This is a genomic window from Nocardia sp. NPDC051463 (genome assembly GCF_040681975.1).
Taxonomy (GTDB): Bacteria; Actinomycetota; Actinomycetes; order Mycobacteriales; family Mycobacteriaceae; genus Nocardia.
This window is the reverse complement of the sequence record NZ_JBFBAB010000011.1, coordinates 67,609-83,920: the sequence shown is the minus strand read 5'-3', so window position 1 is coordinate 83,920 and position 16,312 is coordinate 67,609. Positions and strand designations below refer to the sequence as shown.

The 16,312-nt window shown below is 65.9% G+C and carries 15 protein-coding genes; 12 read left to right on the top strand and 3 right to left on the bottom strand.

Annotation, left to right across the window (positions count from 1 at the left end):
* Window position 1: 1 nt before the first annotated feature.
* Window positions 2-1,750: a DEAD/DEAH box helicase gene (locus tag AB0M74_RS16885; RefSeq protein WP_366527164.1), complete on the bottom strand. Its 1,749-nt coding sequence runs from the start codon at window positions 1,748-1,750 to the stop codon at window positions 2-4.
* A 417-nt stretch (window positions 1,751-2,167) separates the two neighbouring features.
* On the opposite strand from AB0M74_RS16885, the gene AB0M74_RS16880 reads away from it, so the two are divergent.
* From AB0M74_RS16880 to AB0M74_RS16870, 3 genes are read left to right on the top strand one after another with little or no spacing between them, the layout of a single operon-like run.
* Entirely contained in the window at window positions 2,168-3,025 is an 858-nt protein-coding gene (locus AB0M74_RS16880; protein ID WP_366527163.1) for a hypothetical protein, read from the top strand.
* A 56-nt stretch (window positions 3,026-3,081) separates the two neighbouring features.
* Entirely contained in the window at window positions 3,082-4,137 is a 1,056-nt protein-coding gene (locus AB0M74_RS16875) for an alpha/beta fold hydrolase (RefSeq protein WP_366527162.1), read from the top strand.
* A gap of 22 nt (window positions 4,138-4,159) precedes the next feature.
* Complete coding sequence (locus AB0M74_RS16870; RefSeq protein ID WP_366527161.1) at window positions 4,160-4,840, top strand: ferritin-like fold-containing protein; 681 nt, start codon at window positions 4,160-4,162, stop codon at window positions 4,838-4,840.
* 5 nt (window positions 4,841-4,845) lie between these two features.
* Here AB0M74_RS16870 and AB0M74_RS16865 read toward each other — a convergent pair whose 3' ends face one another.
* Entirely contained in the window at window positions 4,846-5,682 is an 837-nt protein-coding gene (locus AB0M74_RS16865; protein ID WP_366527160.1) for a helix-turn-helix transcriptional regulator, read from the bottom strand.
* 100 nt (window positions 5,683-5,782) lie between these two features.
* Here AB0M74_RS16865 and AB0M74_RS16860 point away from each other — a divergent pair, with 100 nt between their 5' ends.
* Both AB0M74_RS16860 and AB0M74_RS16855 read left to right on the top strand, forming a co-directional pair.
* Window positions 5,783-6,334 carry a YceI family protein gene (locus AB0M74_RS16860; RefSeq protein ID WP_366527159.1) on the top strand — a complete coding sequence of 184 codons (552 nt, stop codon included), beginning with the start codon at window positions 5,783-5,785 and terminating at the stop codon, window positions 6,332-6,334.
* Between the two features lie 156 nt (window positions 6,335-6,490).
* Entirely contained in the window at window positions 6,491-6,718 is a 228-nt protein-coding gene (locus AB0M74_RS16855) for a DUF3107 domain-containing protein (RefSeq protein WP_366527158.1), read from the top strand.
* A gap of 165 nt (window positions 6,719-6,883) precedes the next feature.
* On the opposite strand, the gene AB0M74_RS16850 is transcribed toward AB0M74_RS16855, so the two are convergent.
* A complete protein-coding gene (locus tag AB0M74_RS16850) occupies window positions 6,884-7,549 on the bottom strand; it encodes a TetR/AcrR family transcriptional regulator (RefSeq protein ID WP_366527157.1) in 666 nt (221 codons plus the stop codon).
* A 334-nt stretch (window positions 7,550-7,883) separates the two neighbouring features.
* Between AB0M74_RS16850 and AB0M74_RS16845 the strand changes: the two genes are divergently transcribed.
* From AB0M74_RS16845 to AB0M74_RS16815, 7 genes are all read left to right on the top strand, one after another.
* The gene (locus AB0M74_RS16845) at window positions 7,884-8,861 is read left to right on the top strand and encodes a DUF3152 domain-containing protein (protein ID WP_366527265.1); all 978 of its coding nucleotides are present in this window, start codon (window positions 7,884-7,886) and stop codon (window positions 8,859-8,861) included.
* A gap of 130 nt (window positions 8,862-8,991) precedes the next feature.
* Window positions 8,992-10,176: an adenylyltransferase/sulfurtransferase MoeZ gene (gene moeZ / locus AB0M74_RS16840; protein WP_366527156.1), complete on the top strand. Its 1,185-nt coding sequence runs from the start codon at window positions 8,992-8,994 to the stop codon at window positions 10,174-10,176.
* Between the two features lie 123 nt (window positions 10,177-10,299).
* Window positions 10,300-11,151 (top strand): TIGR02569 family protein, encoded by an 852-nt coding sequence (locus AB0M74_RS16835; protein WP_366527155.1) that lies wholly within the window; start codon window positions 10,300-10,302, stop codon window positions 11,149-11,151.
* Window positions 11,152-11,462: 311 nt separating this feature from the next.
* Window positions 11,463-13,319: an SCO2524 family protein gene (locus tag AB0M74_RS16830; RefSeq protein WP_366527154.1), complete on the top strand. Its 1,857-nt coding sequence runs from the start codon at window positions 11,463-11,465 to the stop codon at window positions 13,317-13,319.
* Window positions 13,320-13,323: 4 nt separating this feature from the next.
* Entirely contained in the window at window positions 13,324-14,241 is a 918-nt protein-coding gene (locus AB0M74_RS16825) for an SCO2523 family variant P-loop protein (protein WP_366527153.1), read from the top strand.
* Between the two features lie 33 nt (window positions 14,242-14,274).
* Entirely contained in the window at window positions 14,275-15,324 is a 1,050-nt protein-coding gene (locus AB0M74_RS16820) for an SCO2522 family protein (protein WP_366527152.1), read from the top strand.
* Between the two features lies 1 nt (window position 15,325).
* The gene (locus AB0M74_RS16815) at window positions 15,326-16,312 is read left to right on the top strand and encodes an SCO2521 family protein (RefSeq protein ID WP_366527151.1); all 987 of its coding nucleotides are present in this window, start codon (window positions 15,326-15,328) and stop codon (window positions 16,310-16,312) included.

Sequence of the window (16,312 nt, the reverse complement as noted above, 5' to 3'; positions counted from 1 at the left end):
ACTAGACCGATGCCGTGGCCGCGGCGCCTGCTTCTGCGGCGATGTCGCTGCCGTTCTCGCCCGCGGGCTTGCGCCGACGACGTCGACGTCGTGCGGGCTGATCGGCCGACTCGGCGTCCTCGCCGCCGTTGTCCGCGCTCGCGGGCACCCCGGCGGCCCCGTTATCGGAGCTGTCGGTCGCGGCGGTCCCGCTGTCGGTGGTGTCGCTGTCCGCACTGCCGGTGTCGGTGACCGTGTCGGCATCTCCTGCGGGCTTGCGCCTACGGCGACGGCGACGGGCAGGCTTCTCGGAGTTCGCGTCCTCGGTGTCGGCGTTGTCGAGGGGTGCCACGGTCTCGGAGGATGTTGTGACCACGCCGTCCTCGGTGCCGGTGGTCTCGGCCGTGTCGATCGGCTCCCCGGCCCTTGTCCGCCTGCGGTTGCGCTTGCGTGGGGCACGCGCGGGCCGCTCGACGACAACGGCGTCCTCGTCGCGCTCCACCTTCGGCTTGCGGACGGTGCCCGTCACGCCCTCCGGGATACCGAGCTCCGAGTAGAGGTGCGGTGAGCGCGAGTATGTTTCGACCGGCTCCGCGATACCGAGACCAAGCGCTTTGTCGATGCTCGCCCAGCGATTGAGTTCGTCCCAGTCGATCAGGGTGATCGCGACGCCGGTGCGGCCGGCGCGGCCGGTGCGACCGATCCGGTGCACGTAGGTCTTCTCGTCCTCCGGGCACTGGTAGTTGACGACGTGCGTGACGTCGTCGATGTCGATGCCGCGCGCCGCGACATCGGTCGCGACCAGCACATCGATGGTGCCCTTGCGGAACTTGGTGAGCGCCTTCTCCCTGGCGATCTGTCCGAGGTCACCGTGCACCGCGCCGACGGAGAACCCGCGCTCGGCCAGGTCGTCGGCCACCTTCTGCGCGGTGCGCTTGGTGCGGGTGAAGATCATCGTCGCGCCGCGGGTCTCGGCCTGCAGAATGCGGGCGATCAACTCGCTCTTGTCGAGCGCGTGCGCGCGGTAGACGAACTGCGCGGTGCGGTCGTGCACGGCGGAATCGTGCGGCTCCTCGGCGCGGATGTGCGTCGGCCTGCTCAGGAAGGTGCGGGCCAGGGTGATGATCGGGCCCGGCATGGTCGCCGAGAACAGCATGGTCTGGCGCTGTGTGGGAACCATGCCCAGAATGCGCTCGATATCCGGCAGGAAGCCGAGGTCGAGCATTTCATCGGCCTCGTCGAGGACCAGCACGCCGACCTTGCCGAGGATCAGGTGGCCCTGATCGGCCAGGTCCATCAGGCGGCCCGGGGTGCCGACCACAACGTCGACGCCGGAGCGCAGCGCGGCGATCTGGGACTCGTAGGGACGGCCGCCGTAGATCGATAGCACGCGTAGTGAGCCCTGATGGTTCTTCAGATACTTACTTGCGTTCTCGAGATCCTGGGTGACCTGGATGCACAGCTCGCGGGTGGGCACGATGATCAGGGCCCGTGGGGTGCCGTCCAGCGGTGTGGTTCCGGTGTCGGCGGTGGCAATGCGATGCAGCAGCGGCACACCGAATCCGAATGTCTTACCCATGCCGGTGCGCGCCTGACCGATGAGATCTTCACCGGCGAGCGCCAACGGAAGGGTGAGTTCCTGGATCGCGAAAGTGCGTTCGATTCCGATCTCGCCGAGTGCGCGTACGATTTCCTCGCGCACGCCCAATTCGGCAAAAGTCGGTGCAGTGTGGGTTTCGTCCAGTTCGGCGGTCAGCAGCGTGTCTGCCAAGCCCGGTTCCTGTTCGATAGTGATCTTGCTCAGGTTCGTGCCTTTCCTCGTTAGCGCGTCACGCGCGCACGAGGCGTGGGGCGGACCGGTCGGCCCGCGACAACCACGTATCCGCCTGTGATGCTCACTCCGGCTACAGCCTGATGTCAGCGGGTGCCGTCTATACGGCAGCTACCTGGAGACATCGGCGCGGCGCTGTGGTGATGCGGATCTGGTGCGCGCACATTTTCCTGGACGTCGAAAACCTCGCACCCGGTGCCCGTGTGACCATGCGATTCGGCGACTCGGTCGGGCGAAACTTTTCGTTGTCCGCAGTGATTGTAGCGTGATATTGTGCACGGCTCGAATTGCCGCCGCGATAAATTCGACACAAAAGTCCGGTTTCCTCGCGCGGCTCGCCGACGTACGCTGCGCCACATGGCAATTCATCGTGCGCGACGAATCTGGACCAGCCTCGAACCACTGCACGACGTGGTGTATTTCGGGACGCCGATCAAGGAGGCCGGAGTCGCGATCGGCCTGCGCGGATATTGGCAGACATACTTCGCATTCCGGGCGGCCCCACTCGGCGCTGTGACGGCGGGCACCGTGGTGGCGACCTTCGCCGGGTTCCACCCCGACATGGTCGGCAAAGCGCTGCCGGATGCCTGGACCAGGTCGACCCCGCAGCACAGCCTCGAGGCCAGACTCGCCGTGTCGACCGGGCTGTTGCGCGGCGCGGGCGCGGGGAATGCCGAATGTGCTCGCGGCGTCGAGTTGCTGGCACCGGTGGTGCGTGCGGCGGATCGCACCGGGCGGGCGCTGTTCGCGGCGAATGCCGAATTGCCGTTGTCGCAGGATCCGGTCGCCGCGTTGTGGCAGCTCACCACGTCGTTGCGTGAGCACCGCGGTGACGGGCACGTGGCCGCGCTGGTCGCGCACGGACTGACCGGCGCGCAGGCCTTGGTGATCCAGGTGGCCGCAGGCAAGGTGCCCGCGTCGGTCATGCGGTCCGCGCGCGGCTGGTCGGAGCAGGAGTGGTCCGACAACGCCGACGAACTGCGCGCCCGCGGCCTGATCACGGGTGAGCCGACGAGTCCCGCACTGACGGTCGGCGGCGCGGAATTGTTGCAGCGAGTCGAGGCGAGCACCGACGATGCCGCATGGAACGGCGCGCTTTCGACGTTGTCGCAGGACGCGAGCGCCGAGCTGATGGATGTCCTCGCGCCACTGGTGAAGCAGGTGCAGACATCCTTGGTGCCGCCGATCAATCCCATCGGAATGGGACACCCGTAGCCGCGAATCGGACTTGCCTGTTACCGCGGGTACCGCCGTGTGAGAGATTCTTGTCTGTGAGCTTCGCAGACACCGTCTCCATCGCCGCCCGTAATGCCTGGGCGCTGACCTTCGGCCCCGGCGTCGAGGCGCCGGACCCGACCCCGTCGACGGTGCTTTCCGATGAACCGCACCGACAGTTGCGCCGGTTCGAGGGACCCGAATCCGCCGGCACGGCACCGGGGCAGGCGGTCCTGCTCGTGCCGCCGCTCGCCGCGCCCGCCAGCTGCTTCGATCTGCGGCCCGATCAGAGCCTGGCCCGGTTCCTGCTCGACACCGGCCGCACGCCGTATGTCGTCGACTACGGCGAGATCACCTTTGCTGATCGGCGGATGGGCTTCGAGGACTGGATCGACGACATCCTGCCCGAGGCGATCCTGCGCACCTGCGCCGATCAGAACGGTCGGCCGGTCGATCTTGTCGGCTGGTCCCTCGGTGGGACGCTGGCGCTGCTCGCCGCCGCCGCACACCGGCAGCTGCCGATCCGGTCCATTACAGCGGTCGGCTCGCCGCTGGACTACGACAAGATGACCGGCATTCCGCAGCTGCGGGCGGTCGCCAAGCTCACCGGCGGGATCGCGACCTCGACGGCCGTGCGCGCGGCGGGCGGCATCCCGGCCGCGCTGACGCGGTTCGCCTACAAGGTGACCGCATGGGACAGGGAACTCACCCGACCGTGGTTCGTGGCGAGCAATATCGCGCGCACCGAAACCCTGGCGAGAATGGAGACGATCGACCGCTTCATGGCCGAGATGCCGGGGTATCCCGGCCGCTTCTACGGCCAGCTCTGGGGCAGGCTGATTCTCAACAACGACATCGGCCGCGGCGTCGTGCACCTGGGTCAGCGACGGATCGAATTGGCGCAGGTGACCGCGCCGGTGCTGCTCGTCGGCGGGCCGAGCGATGTCATCACCCCGGCCGCCGCGGTCGAGGCGGGCACTCGGACCCTCGCTCGTGCCGAGTCCGTGCGCTACGAAACGGCCCCGGGCAGCCACCTCGGTATCCTCGCGGGCCTGACTGCCCGCGACACCACGTGGACCTACCTCGACAAGTTCCTGCGGGAAGCTGCGTGAGTCGAGTACTAGGCTGTGTGGCATGGGAGCCCAGTCATCTGCCGCGCTAGATGTTTCGTCCATCGCCGCTGACCACTCGGGAGTCACCGAGCTGTTCGCGGTGCTCGCCTATGGTGAGATTTCCGCCTTCTATCGCCTGGCCGAAGAGGCCAAGCTGTCCCCGACACTGCGCGGCAAGGTCGCGGTCGCGAAGATGGCGGCCGCGGAGATGCGGCACTTCGAGACCCTGGAGTCGGCACTGGCCGAGCGCGGCGTCGACATCTTCGACGCGATGGCGCCCTATGTGCGCGCACTGGACGCCTACCACGACTCCACCGACCCCTCGACCTGGCTCGAGTCGATGGTGAAGTTCTATGTCGGTGACGGCATCGCCGCCGACTTCTACACCGAGATCGCAGGCGCTCTTACTCCCGAGGTCGCCGCCGTGGTCCGGGACGTGCTCGCCGAGACGAGCCACTCCGAATTCGTGGTGGAGGAGGTGCGGCGCGCGGTCGCGACCAGCCGTTCCGAACGCGATCGGCTCACCCTCTGGGGCCGGCGGCTGCTCGGCGAGGCGATCACCCAGGCGCAATACGTGATGGCTCAGCGCGACGAACTCACCGAGCTGGTGCTGACCGCGACCGGCGATCTCAACGGCATCGCGGCGCTGTTCGAGCGCATGCAGGCCAGCCACGCCGAACGCATGGCGGTGCTGGGTATCTGACCCGGTTACTCGTTGACGGCGCGCTTGGACACCAGGCGCAGTTCCGGGGCGCGGACCTGGGTGTGGTCGCTGAGCCAGACGATGATGCTTTGGTCGTTGCCCGTGTCCAGCATCTCGAAGGCGACCTTCATGGCGCCGTGCTCGGGATGGTCGAGATCCAACTCGGCGACAATGCGCTCCTGCAGGCGATGCGGCTGCCAGCGCCCCGCGAAATCGGGATGGTGATGCAACGCCTCGATCACCTCGAGTAGCTTTTCGTCGCCGGGCCAGCGCAGTTTGGCCCGGCACAGCTCGGCCGAGAAAACATCCGCGGCCTCCGACCAGTTCCGCACGACCTTTCGTGCCAGCGGGTGCATGAAGGTGTACCAGGCCAGATTCACGTGCGCCGGATCGTCGAGCAGGCCGAGCGGTGTCGCCAGGTCCTCCCATGCCGGATTCCAGCCGAGCACGTTCAGCCGCCTACCGACGACGAAGGCGGGGGTGGGATGCAGCGCCCGCAGGATCGTCTGGATGCCGAGGCTGAGGGTTTCCTCCGCGGACGAGGCCTTGGGGCACCGTGCCTCGTTGCTGGAGGTCAGTGCGAGCCAGCTGAAGTGGTTGCGGTCCTTGCCTTCCAGCATCAGCGCCTTGGCCAGTGCATCGATCACCGCCACCGAGGGATTGGTGTCTCTGCCCTGTTCCAGCCTGGCCAGGTAGTCGGCGCTCACCCCGGCGCGGACCGCGACCTCCTCGCGGCGCAGCCCGGGGGTGCGGCGGCGCCCACCCTCGGGCATCCCGACATCCGACGGCCGCAATTCGGCGCGGCGCGCGATCAGGAATTCCGCGAATCCGTTTCGTGCCATGTTTCCATCGTGCCTTGTCCTGGGACGGTTATCCGCGCCCTGTCAGGTCCAGGATAACGGCGGTCTGGCTACGCGATCGTGACGCGACAATCGTCGAAGCATGACAATTTCCGAATCCAATACCGCAGCCTCCACTTCGCTCAGCTCGGGTTCTTGGGCGCTCGATCCACTGCATTCCTCGGTCGAGTTCAGTATTAGGCATCTCGGCATTTCCAAGGTCCGTGGTCGGTTCTCGCGCTTCGAGACCGAGTTCGTCGTCGAGGAATCCGGGGCGGCCACCATCGGCGCCGTCATCGATCTGGACTCCTTCGACACCGGCAACGCCGATCGGGACGCCCACGTCCGCAACGCGGATTTCCTGGATGTGGCCAACCGGCCGACGCTGTCCTTCCGTGCCGTCGAACCGGTCCGGATCACCGAGTCGTTCGTGGTGGAGGGGGTAGCGACGCTCGGCGCCCTCAGCAAGCCGATCACGCTCGAGGTCGAGTGGGGCGGTGTGCAGGAACTCGGGGCCACCGGCGATCGGCACGCCGGATTCTCGGCGACCGGCACGATCAAGCGCACCGATTTCGGCGTCGGCGGACTGCTGCCCGGCATGCTCAGTGACACCGTGAAGATCGAACTGGAAATCCAGCTCGTCGAGCCCAAGTAACCGGCCTCAGCAACGGGCGCGCCCTGTTCGCTGAGAGCGCAGGTGGTCGTGTGCCTGCGTGATACGGCCCTGCACTAGCCTTGATCGGACAGCGAAGAGCGCTCGGGTGGACCAAGGTCCGCACGCCGCACAGGACTCTAGGTTCGGAGGTTGGCCGTGGAGGTCAAGATCGGTATTTCGGATAGCCCGCGGGAGATCGTGATCGTCAGCTCGCAGACTCCCGACGAGGTCGAGGCGCTGGTGTCCGGTGCGCTGAGCGGCGAAAGCGGTGTCGTGGCGCTGACCGACGAGAAGGGGCGCAAGTTCCTGATCCAGGCCGCCAAGGTCGCCTATGTCGAGATCGGCACGCCCACCGGCGGCCGGGTCGGTTTCGCCGCCGTCTGAGCTCGTTCCGCCGCGTATTCGGGCTGAAAACCACCGGGTGTCGCAACTGTCGTTCGAAGGACGACGGTTGCGGCATTCGCTGCTTTTCGGCGACCTGCCGCACGAGCAGACGAAATCGGCCGTCCCGGACGAGTCTCCGGAACGACCGATGAATGGAGGAAACCCTCAGGCGATGGGGTGCAGCGGCACGTGTGACAGGCCACCCCACGCCAGCTGCACGGTGGTGTCGACCGCCTCTTCCTTCGGGATGGGACGGTCCGCCTCGAGCCAGTAGCGGGCGGTGAACTGACTGGTGCCGACCAGGCCGACGGCGAGGATCCTGGCGCGATACGGGTCCAGCCCGGAATCGTGTGCCACGAGATCGAACACCGCGTCCACACAGGCCTCGGTGGCCTGCTCGACCCGACGCTGCACCTGCGGCTCGCTGGTCAGATCCGACTCGAAGACCAGTCGGAAGCCCTGCATCTCATTGTCGACGAAATCGAAATACGCCTGCACCGCGGCGCGCACCCGCTGCCGGTTGTCGGTAGTGGAGCGCAGCGCCTGCCGGACACTCGACACCAGCATGTCGACGTAGTTCTGTAGCACCGCCAGGTAAAGCTCCAGCTTGCTCGCGAAGTGTTGATAGAGCACCGGCTTGCTGACGCCTGCGCATTGGGAAATCTCGTCCATACCCGCGGCGTGGTAGCCGCGCTGGACGAACACTTCGCTTGCCGCAGCGAGCAGCTGTAGCCGTCGCTCGTCGCGTGGAAGCCGGGTACCGCGTTTGGTCGGTGCCACGGCGGCGGACGACGATCTGCGGGACGTCATCCGGTCCACGAGGTCAGTCATTTTCGGCTCTCCCAGTCGATGCCCCGGCAAGAGGGGATGTACACCGGGTATCCCATGAACGATACCCGTTCATCGACCATATGCGGACCCGGGTGCCCACGCCTGCCCGCTGGTGAGAAATGTCGCAGCAAACTGCGTCTGGAGGTGTGCCCGGCTTTCGGGTCTTGTGCGCTGTGAGAGTCTGGTGTGTGTGACCGACCGACCGGAAAGACCCGGCGGCGGGCGAAATGCGCACCGCCCCGCCGGCTCCGACGCGTCCGGTTCTGCAGGGGCAGGCCCCTCGGCGCGGTCCCGAACCACCCGTGATCCAGCCAGGGTCGAGGTCTATGACCCGTTGGGTCTCGGCCAACCCGCGGACCGATCCCACCAGCCATTGCGGGCCCGTTGGGATCCCACCGCACCCGACGAGGGCCGTCAGCGGCCGCGGCCGGAACGCGATACCAAAAAGCAAAGTGCCCTGGGCAGATTCGTATCCACCTACGGCTGGCGCGCCTACGCGCTTCCGGTGCTGTTCGTGGTCACCGTGCTGGTGATCGTGGACGCGGTGCGGGGCGGACCGGATGCGGCGAGCGCCGCGGGCGGCGCACCAGGATTCGGGCGGCTGAGCCCCCACGCGGCATCCGCCGGCATCATCGGAGCACCGCCCGGCGACGGTCACTTCCCGACCGATCTGCCGTCCGGGGCACTGCCCGACGGTGGCGCGTTCACCGAAACCGGTACCGGCGCTTGGCATATGGTGCCCGGAACCACCGGCCAGATCGGTACCGGCACCGAGTTCGAGTTCAGCTACACCGTGGAGATCGAGGACGGAGTCGACACCTCCGGATTCGGCGGCGACCAGTCCGTCGCCAAGATGATCGACTCCACCCTGGCCAACCCGAAGAGCTGGGCGCACGACAGCAAGTTCGCTTTCCGGCGTATCGATCAGGGCCGACCGGACTTCCGCGTCTCCCTCGCCTCGCGCGAATCCGCGCGCAAGGCATGCGGTTTCGACATCCCGATCGACTCCTCATGTTTCAACGCCGACCAGCATCGGGTGGTGCTCTCCGAGGTGCGATGGGTGCGCGGCGCGATCGCCTACGAGGGCGATATCGGCTCCTACCGGCAGTATCAAATCAACCACGAGGTCGGTCACGCCATCGGCTACCACCAGCATCAGCCCTGCGAGACCGACGGTGGACTCGCGCCGGTGATGATGCAGCAGACCTTCGGCATCAAGAACAATGACATCGCCGCGCTCGATCCCGACGGCGTGGTCCCGATGGACGGCAAGCGCTGTCGCTTCAACCCCTGGCCTTACCCCCGCGGGTAGGGCGACCCGTGAATGCGGGACGATGGGGCGGGAAGAACGGTCCGGTCGTCGGTGTTGGACAAAGAGGAGTCGCGCCAGGAGCGCGGCTACCGCACTGCGATCGGCCAATTCGATTCGAGGAGTCCTGGACGTGTCATCACCTAAGTCCCTCCCGCCGCTTGTCGAGCCGGCCGCGGAGCTGACCAGGGACGAGGTCGCCCGCTACAGCCGTCACCTGATCATCCCCGATCTGGGGGTGGACGGGCAGAAACGGTTGAAGAACGCCAAGGTGCTGGTGATCGGCGCAGGCGGACTCGGCTCGCCCGCGCTGCTCTATCTGGCGGCCGCCGGTGTCGGCACCCTCGGCATTGTCGAGTTCGACGAGGTCGACGCGTCGAACCTGCAGCGACAGATCATTCACGGCGAGTCCGACATCGGCCGCCCGAAGGCCGACAGCGCGCGTGACTCGATCCTGGAGATCAATTCCGGCATCGACGTCCGGCTGCACAAGATCCGGCTGGAGCCGGAGAATGCGGTCGAGCTGTTCGCCGAGTACGACCTGATCGTCGACGGCACCGACAACTTCGCCACCCGCTACCTGGTCAACGACGCGGCGGTGCTGGCAGGCAAGCCCTATGTCTGGGGCTCGATCTATCGTTTCGAGGGCCAGGTCTCGGTGTTCTGGGAGGACGCTCCGGACGGCCGCGGCATCAATTACCGCGATCTGTACCCGGAGGCGCCGCCGCCCGGGATGGTGCCGTCCTGCGCCGAAGGCGGCGTGCTCGGCGTGCTGTGCGCTTCGATCGGTTCGGTCATGGTCACCGAGGCGATCAAGCTGATCACCGGCATCGGCGAGCCGCTGCTCGGTCGGCTGATGGTGTACGACGCACTGGACATGAACTATCGGACCATCAAGCTGCGCCGGGATCCGGAGCGTCAGCCGATCACCGAGCTGATCGACTATGAGGCGTTCTGCGGTGTGGTGTCCGAAGAGGGCATGGCCGCCGCGGCCGGTTCCACCATTACCGCGCGGGAGCTGAAGGAGCTCATCGATGCGGGCAAGGAGATCGAGCTCATCGATGTCCGTGAGCCGGTCGAGTGGGACATCGTGCACATCGATGGCGCCACACTGATCCCGAAGGACCGCATCCTTTCCGGTGACGCGCTCTCGGAGCTGCCGCAGAACCGGCCGATCGTGCTGCATTGCAAGACCGGGGTCCGGTCCGCGGAAGCCCTTGCCGCACTCAAGCGCGCCGGTTTCTCCGACGCCACCCACTTGCAGGGCGGTGTGATCGCCTGGGCCAACCAGGTCGATCCGTCCCTGCCGGTGTACTGACGCGCCTTCGCGCGCCTGCGCCGTCCGGGTCCCGGCATGGGTCCCGGCGGCGTCGTGGACCGGCCGTCGGATACTTCGGCGCGGCACTCTTTATGGGGCAGATGCTGGGAGTACGGTACGGCCGTGACTTCTGTGGAACCTCCCGAGCACGTGCGCGCCACGTTCGGTCTGCGCGAAGTGACCCCGGTTTCGCTGGGAGATTGGGACGGCGGCTGGCGTCTCGGTGACGTGGTGCTCAGTCCCGTTGCCGATCATGCCCGAGCGGCGTGGTCGGCGAAAGTGCGCGAGACATTGAAGGTCGACGGGTTGCGACTGGCCCGGCCGGTCCGTGCAACCGACGGCCGGTATGTCGTATCCGGTTGGCGCGCAGACACTTTCCTGGAGGGGATTCCCGAGCCGCGCCACGACGAGGTGATCTCGGTATCGCTGCGCCTGCATCAGGCCACGGCAAAACTCGAGCGGCCCCGCTTTCTGGTGCAGCCGCCGGTGGCACCGTGGGTGGACGTGGATGTGTTCGTCGCGGCCGACCGCGCCGCCTGGGAGGCGGTGCCGCTGCGCAGCCTGCGGTCCGGTGGCACGCCACCTGCCACCTCGCCGGACGGCGTGCGCAGCATGGAGCTCATCGGCCAGTTGGCTACCTTGCGCAAGCCGGTGCAGTCGCCTGCTCAGCTGGTGCACGGTGATTTGTTCGGCACTGTTCTTTTCGCGGGCGCCCTCACCCCTGGTCTCACCGACCTCACCCCCTATTGGCGCCCGGCGTCATGGGCGGCCGGGGTCATCGTGGTGGATGCGTTGGCGTGGGGCGGTGCCGACGACGGTCTGCTCGAGCGCTGGTCCGATCTTCCGGAATGGCCGCAGATGTTGTTGCGCGCGGTCATGTTTCGGCTCGCCGTGCATGCACTGCACCCGCGGTCGACCCCGGAGGCTTTCCCCGGTCTCGCCCGCACCGCGGACATGGTCCGCCTCATGCTCTGAGAAGTTGTCGATCTGCTGCTCCGGGGCCCGTCGGGGGGCTGACTGTGGCCTGCGTCACGATTGCTCTATGCTCTGACAACCGCCGCGGTCCGGCGGCTGTGTTCTGCTTCGACGACTGCCCCGATTGTTCGGCAGTCGCGCATGCTCTGACGGTTGCAAACCTGGCTCCGCAGACGTCGGTGTCAGGTTGGATCTACCCTTGCGGAGGCCGCGCGAAAAGTGTGGCGCCCGTGCTAATTTGGACGAAGTCGCCGGTGCGGTAATCCGTTGGGTTGCTTGATGTCTGCGACATGGGGTGAGGACGGCGGCAGGTGAGAATTCAGCCTCGGGCACAGATTTTGAATGTTTGGAAGACCTTGATCGCCACCTGCTATAAGGATGGCGAGTGGCAGTGGGGCGGTCGGGACGGCACCAACTCGATCAGTGATGCCGAGCAGTTGCTGTGCCTGTTGTATCCCGCCACCGAAATCAATGTGCTAGCGCTCGACCGGCCGGACGACATGGCCGAGGACGTCAGGGACACCCTCGAGGCGATGGGCGGCGCGACGCGGATCGGTGAGGTCATCGTGCGCGTGCTCGAGGAGTACATCGAAAAACACACCGACCCCAACGGTGAGCCCGAATTCGCTGCGGGAAGCTATCTTCGGGCCAACGGCGGGCTCGAGCCGACCTCAGTGCAACGCGAGATCGAGGTCGTCGACTCGTACTCCATGTCGCTGACCCTGAGTATCGCGGCGCTGGGCTTTCTTCGGGTCTTCCGAGGGTTCGTGCAGGGGCAGACCTACGATGAAGCCAAAGAGCTCGGCGAACGCATCCACGTGCTCAGCGAGAAGATCAGTATCCGGCTGACGTCGGCGATGGTCGGTCTGCTGCGAAGTTTCGTGGTCAACACGGTATCGACGAAGTCGGAACCGGGCGAGACGATCATCAGAATGCTGAACCAGACCGGTCAGCCTCCGAAGGTAATGGCGGAGAACATTATTCGTGGTCTGGAACCGGTGCGTACCCAGCTGCGCGGCATCAAGCTCGCCACTGTTCCCGGCGCCGAACTCGGTGCCGAGGACATGCTCTTCGAGTGTGGCTGGACGTGGGGCATCGCCAAGAAGGCCGACAGTATCGACTTCGTGCAGGCCAAGATCGCCGATCAGCCCGGTGCCGCGGATCCACGCCCCTATCTGTATTTCAGCGTCGTCGCGCTCGACGGCATCAACGACCTCACCTCGCAGCGGACCCGGCAGTTGGACCTGCTCGACGAGACCCAGCGCAGGCTGGCCGAGGCGTTGCAGACGCGCTGGCATCTCACCCAGCTCTATTGGTCGACGGTCGCCCGGTTCGGCGCAGGCCGCTGGCCGCTGGAAGACATCCCGTGGCGAACCTCCGACGGTCAGGAATCCGACTACTACAGCCTCGTCGTTTCCGCGGTGCTGATCCAGGATCTGGTCAACCGCACCGCCAATGACGAGGATCTGACACGAGCGGTGGAGATCTTCGACGAATTGGCGCGGCGCGGCCGAATCACCCGACGCGTCACCAAAGACGACCCCTCGGTGGCTGTGCATGTGCCCGGGGTGCGGATGTCACTCGTCGGCACCGAGGACATCGGCGATGGCCCCAGGCTGTCCTGGATCGTCTCCGACTTCGCGCCGGTGCTGCTCAAAAGAATTCTGCAGGCGGCCAGATTGTCCGGCAATGTGACCGCTCGCGACCGTTTGATGGAACTCGCGAAATCGGTCATGGAGCACCTGGATTCGCGGGTCATCCAGGAGGGGCCTGCCGCGGGGCTGTGGGACGATTCCGCACGTGCGTTCGGTCTGACGGACACCTCGCCGTCGCAGCCGTCGTGGTATCTGACGGAGCGGGTGATCGAGGGTCTTGTCACCGCCGACCGCACCTATCGCTCGCTGCCCTTGCGTCCGGTGACACTGGTCGACGACGCGGTGGCACTGCTCAACGAGGCCGAACATTTGCTCAATCGCGAATTGCTCGAGGTCAATGCCGCCGACTTCACGGCCAACCGAAGGGCGCTCGCGCGCATCGAACGCCATCTCGACCGAGCACGACGGTTGATCGACGAAAGGCCCGGAACCGCAGTCGTTCTCACGATGCGAGCGCTGGACCAACTCGACGAGTTGGCCTACGCCGACCAGGACGCGATGAGGAGCAACTGACGCCATGCTCGTGTTCTCGACCTCCGACAAAGGTGGCACCGGTCGCTCGGTGACCAGCTGCAACATCGCTTTCAGGCTGTGTATGAGCGGCAAGAACGTCGCGTATCTGGATTTCGATTTCGGCTCGCCGACCGCGGGAGCGCTGTTCGAGATCGGCGCGGTGGAACGTGGCATTTCCGACGGCACCGGGCTGCACTCCTATCTACTGAACGAAAAAGAGACGACGACCAGAATCGATGTGCGCGCCAAATCCGATCGTGTCGAACTGTGTCGCATGCCGATGCGTTCCGGAAAGCTCGTACTATTTCCCGGTGACGAGGGCGGCGCGGAATTCCCGACAACCGGAACCGCCATGGTCGAACAGTGTGTGAAGCTGCTTTCGAAGGTGATGGGTGAATTCCATGTCGTCATCGTTGATCTCAGCGCGGGGCGTTCGGCGGCGGCGCAGCTCGTTCTCGAGGCGACAGCGCACCCGCAGCTCGCCGAAGAGACCGTCCGCTGGTTGATCTTCCACCGCTGGACGCGACAGCACATCATGGCGGCCAGCTCGCTGGTGCACGGTCCGAGTGGCCTGCTGGAGTCCGGTGTCGGGTACGGGCACGACGAGAAGAAGCTGCGCGAGTCGATTCGGTTCATTCGAACGGCGGTCCCCAACCCGTTCACACAACCGGGCAATGACGAATCCGCGCAGGCACGATGGCTACTGAAACAGAATGCGGCGCTCAAAAAGCTGGCGTCCACCAAGAAACTGGGCCAGAGCACGCTGCTCGGGGAAACGCCGATGGAGCCGATGCTGCAGTGGCGCGAACAAGTGATCCTCGACGCCGATGTCGACGCGAAGATCGCCAACATCGAGACCACCACTGCTTTCGGTGAACTCGCCCGTCAACTCACCGATGACGCTGTGTGGGAAACGTTCTGACCCACCCCCTTCCAGGAAGGATTTCGATCGCCAGTGGAGACCGCTGCGGGCTACAGCGAGGCGACGGCAAGCGCGACGATCACATCGGCGCCGCTTTCGCATCTGTCTATCGAGGTCGGGCATTTCTATATGAACGACCTCACCAATGGCGAGGATCGGATCAGGGCGCAGTTCAAAGAGGTCAAAAGGCGCCTCGACTCGAATATCGGTTATGCGAAGGACGAATTCGGACCGAAGGCCAAGGTGAGTACGTGCTTTCTGATCGATGACTACTTCGGCCCGGACACCGACCCGAGCCAGATCATCGGAAAGCTGCTCAAAGCCGCCGATGAATGCGGTATGACGATCGACTATCTGGCCCGGGAGGAAGGTTGCTTCGAGTCCCCGGTGTACGTGGACGGTGTCGCGACCGGTGCGCGGATCCCGCTTGCTGAGATGGTCGCCTCCTGGATCGTGCCGGAACCGATTCTGCGGACGACAGGGCGCAGGCCGCCCACCGATGTATCGGGCTGGCTGTGCAACGGTCGCCGATCTTCCGATTACGACACGGTGCAGGCGATGCGCAGCGGTGAATACCGGCCCGCCGAGGAGTACGGTCGGCGCGAGCATTCGATCTTTCTCGACACCCAGTTGTGGGCCGTGCCGACCAAGAAGTCGCGGGTTCGAGCGGATGCGGACCGAGTATGGGCCTGCCCCTTCCTGGCGTCGGTGTGGCAGTTGATGCGCTTGGATCTCCTGCGATACCACGGCGCCCCGGTGGCGCAACCACAACTGTGGCCCGTCTCCGACGGCGAATTCACCTGGCCGAATGCGTGGCGTGATTTACCCGCCGTGGTGCAGTTGAACCCCGACGCGCACCCGTTCGCCGCCTATCGGGCGGTGTCGATTCTGCCGCGCACCTACGTCAGCATCGAGCATGCGGTCGAGGTCATCCTCGGCCATCTCGAGATCGACGACGAGGTGATCGATCTCGCGGTGCGCAGTGGTGTCAAAGACGGTGTCACGGTGCCACGTCCGGTCAGCCATCGACTCGAGCACCTGTTCGTCCCAGAAACCTGGGCCGGCCGGGCGACGACCGCCTGAGATGGCCGATGCGATGGTCCTTCCGGAGCGCACGCTCATCGTCCTCGGCGAAGTCCGCACCTGCTTGGTGCCGGCCTCGGGAGCATTGAGCCGTGTCGAGGTTCGTAATCTGCTGGCGTTGAAGCCAGGTCGTCCGGTGCGGTCGTGGGAGCGGCCCATTCCGATGGCGATTTCGCCCAGCATCCTGGTGGGCGTGGATTGTCTGCTGGCGACAGGCACCGGTGCCAAGGTGGAGGCCAGGGGGACGGTGGCCACCGATGCCGTGGTGGTCGGCGGCCGGGTGCTGCAGAGTTCGGTGCGCACGGCAGTGGTGCGGGCCGCCAGGCCGCAGCGCGAGAAGTGGGAGCACTATCTGCGCAGGGGCGGGGTGACCGAGGTGATCAACAAGATCAGAAGTGACGTCGGGACAGACCTGGTGCACGGTTTCCTGCACCGGCCGATGGGGCCGGACACCCTGGACCTCGGTTCGATCAGCGAGCGGCTGCTGGCCAGGGTGCGGTTGGATAGCGGACTGGATCAGCGGTCGCCGCTGCTGACCGGTTCGACTCGATTGCAGTGGACTGCCGGGCTCGGTGCCGTGGAGGTTCCGCATGTCGAGTTCCGGCTCGAGGACGACGAGGTCCGCACCGTGCAGATCACCGTCCGGGATGTCGAGGATTTGGCTGTGGCCCAACAGTTCTGCGCCGACCTCGCGATGCACGACTGGTTGCTGACCGCGGTGGTCAACGCGGTCGAGGAGGCGGATCGGTACGACACGGCGAGCCCGGATTCCGCGCGCGTCCTCGCCGCGGTCCTCGAACACCTCGCGCATCTGTGGATGCCGGGAGCGCACACTCCGCCGCGGTTCCTCGGACTGTGGCAGCAGCTGGAGCTCAGGCCGGGGTTCACTCGTGATTGGGACAGTCGGGTAGGGCAGTTGCGTAACCGGCTTTCGGTGGCGACGCTGGCCGCATTGCGTGAAGCCAAGGTATCCACGACGAACTGGTAG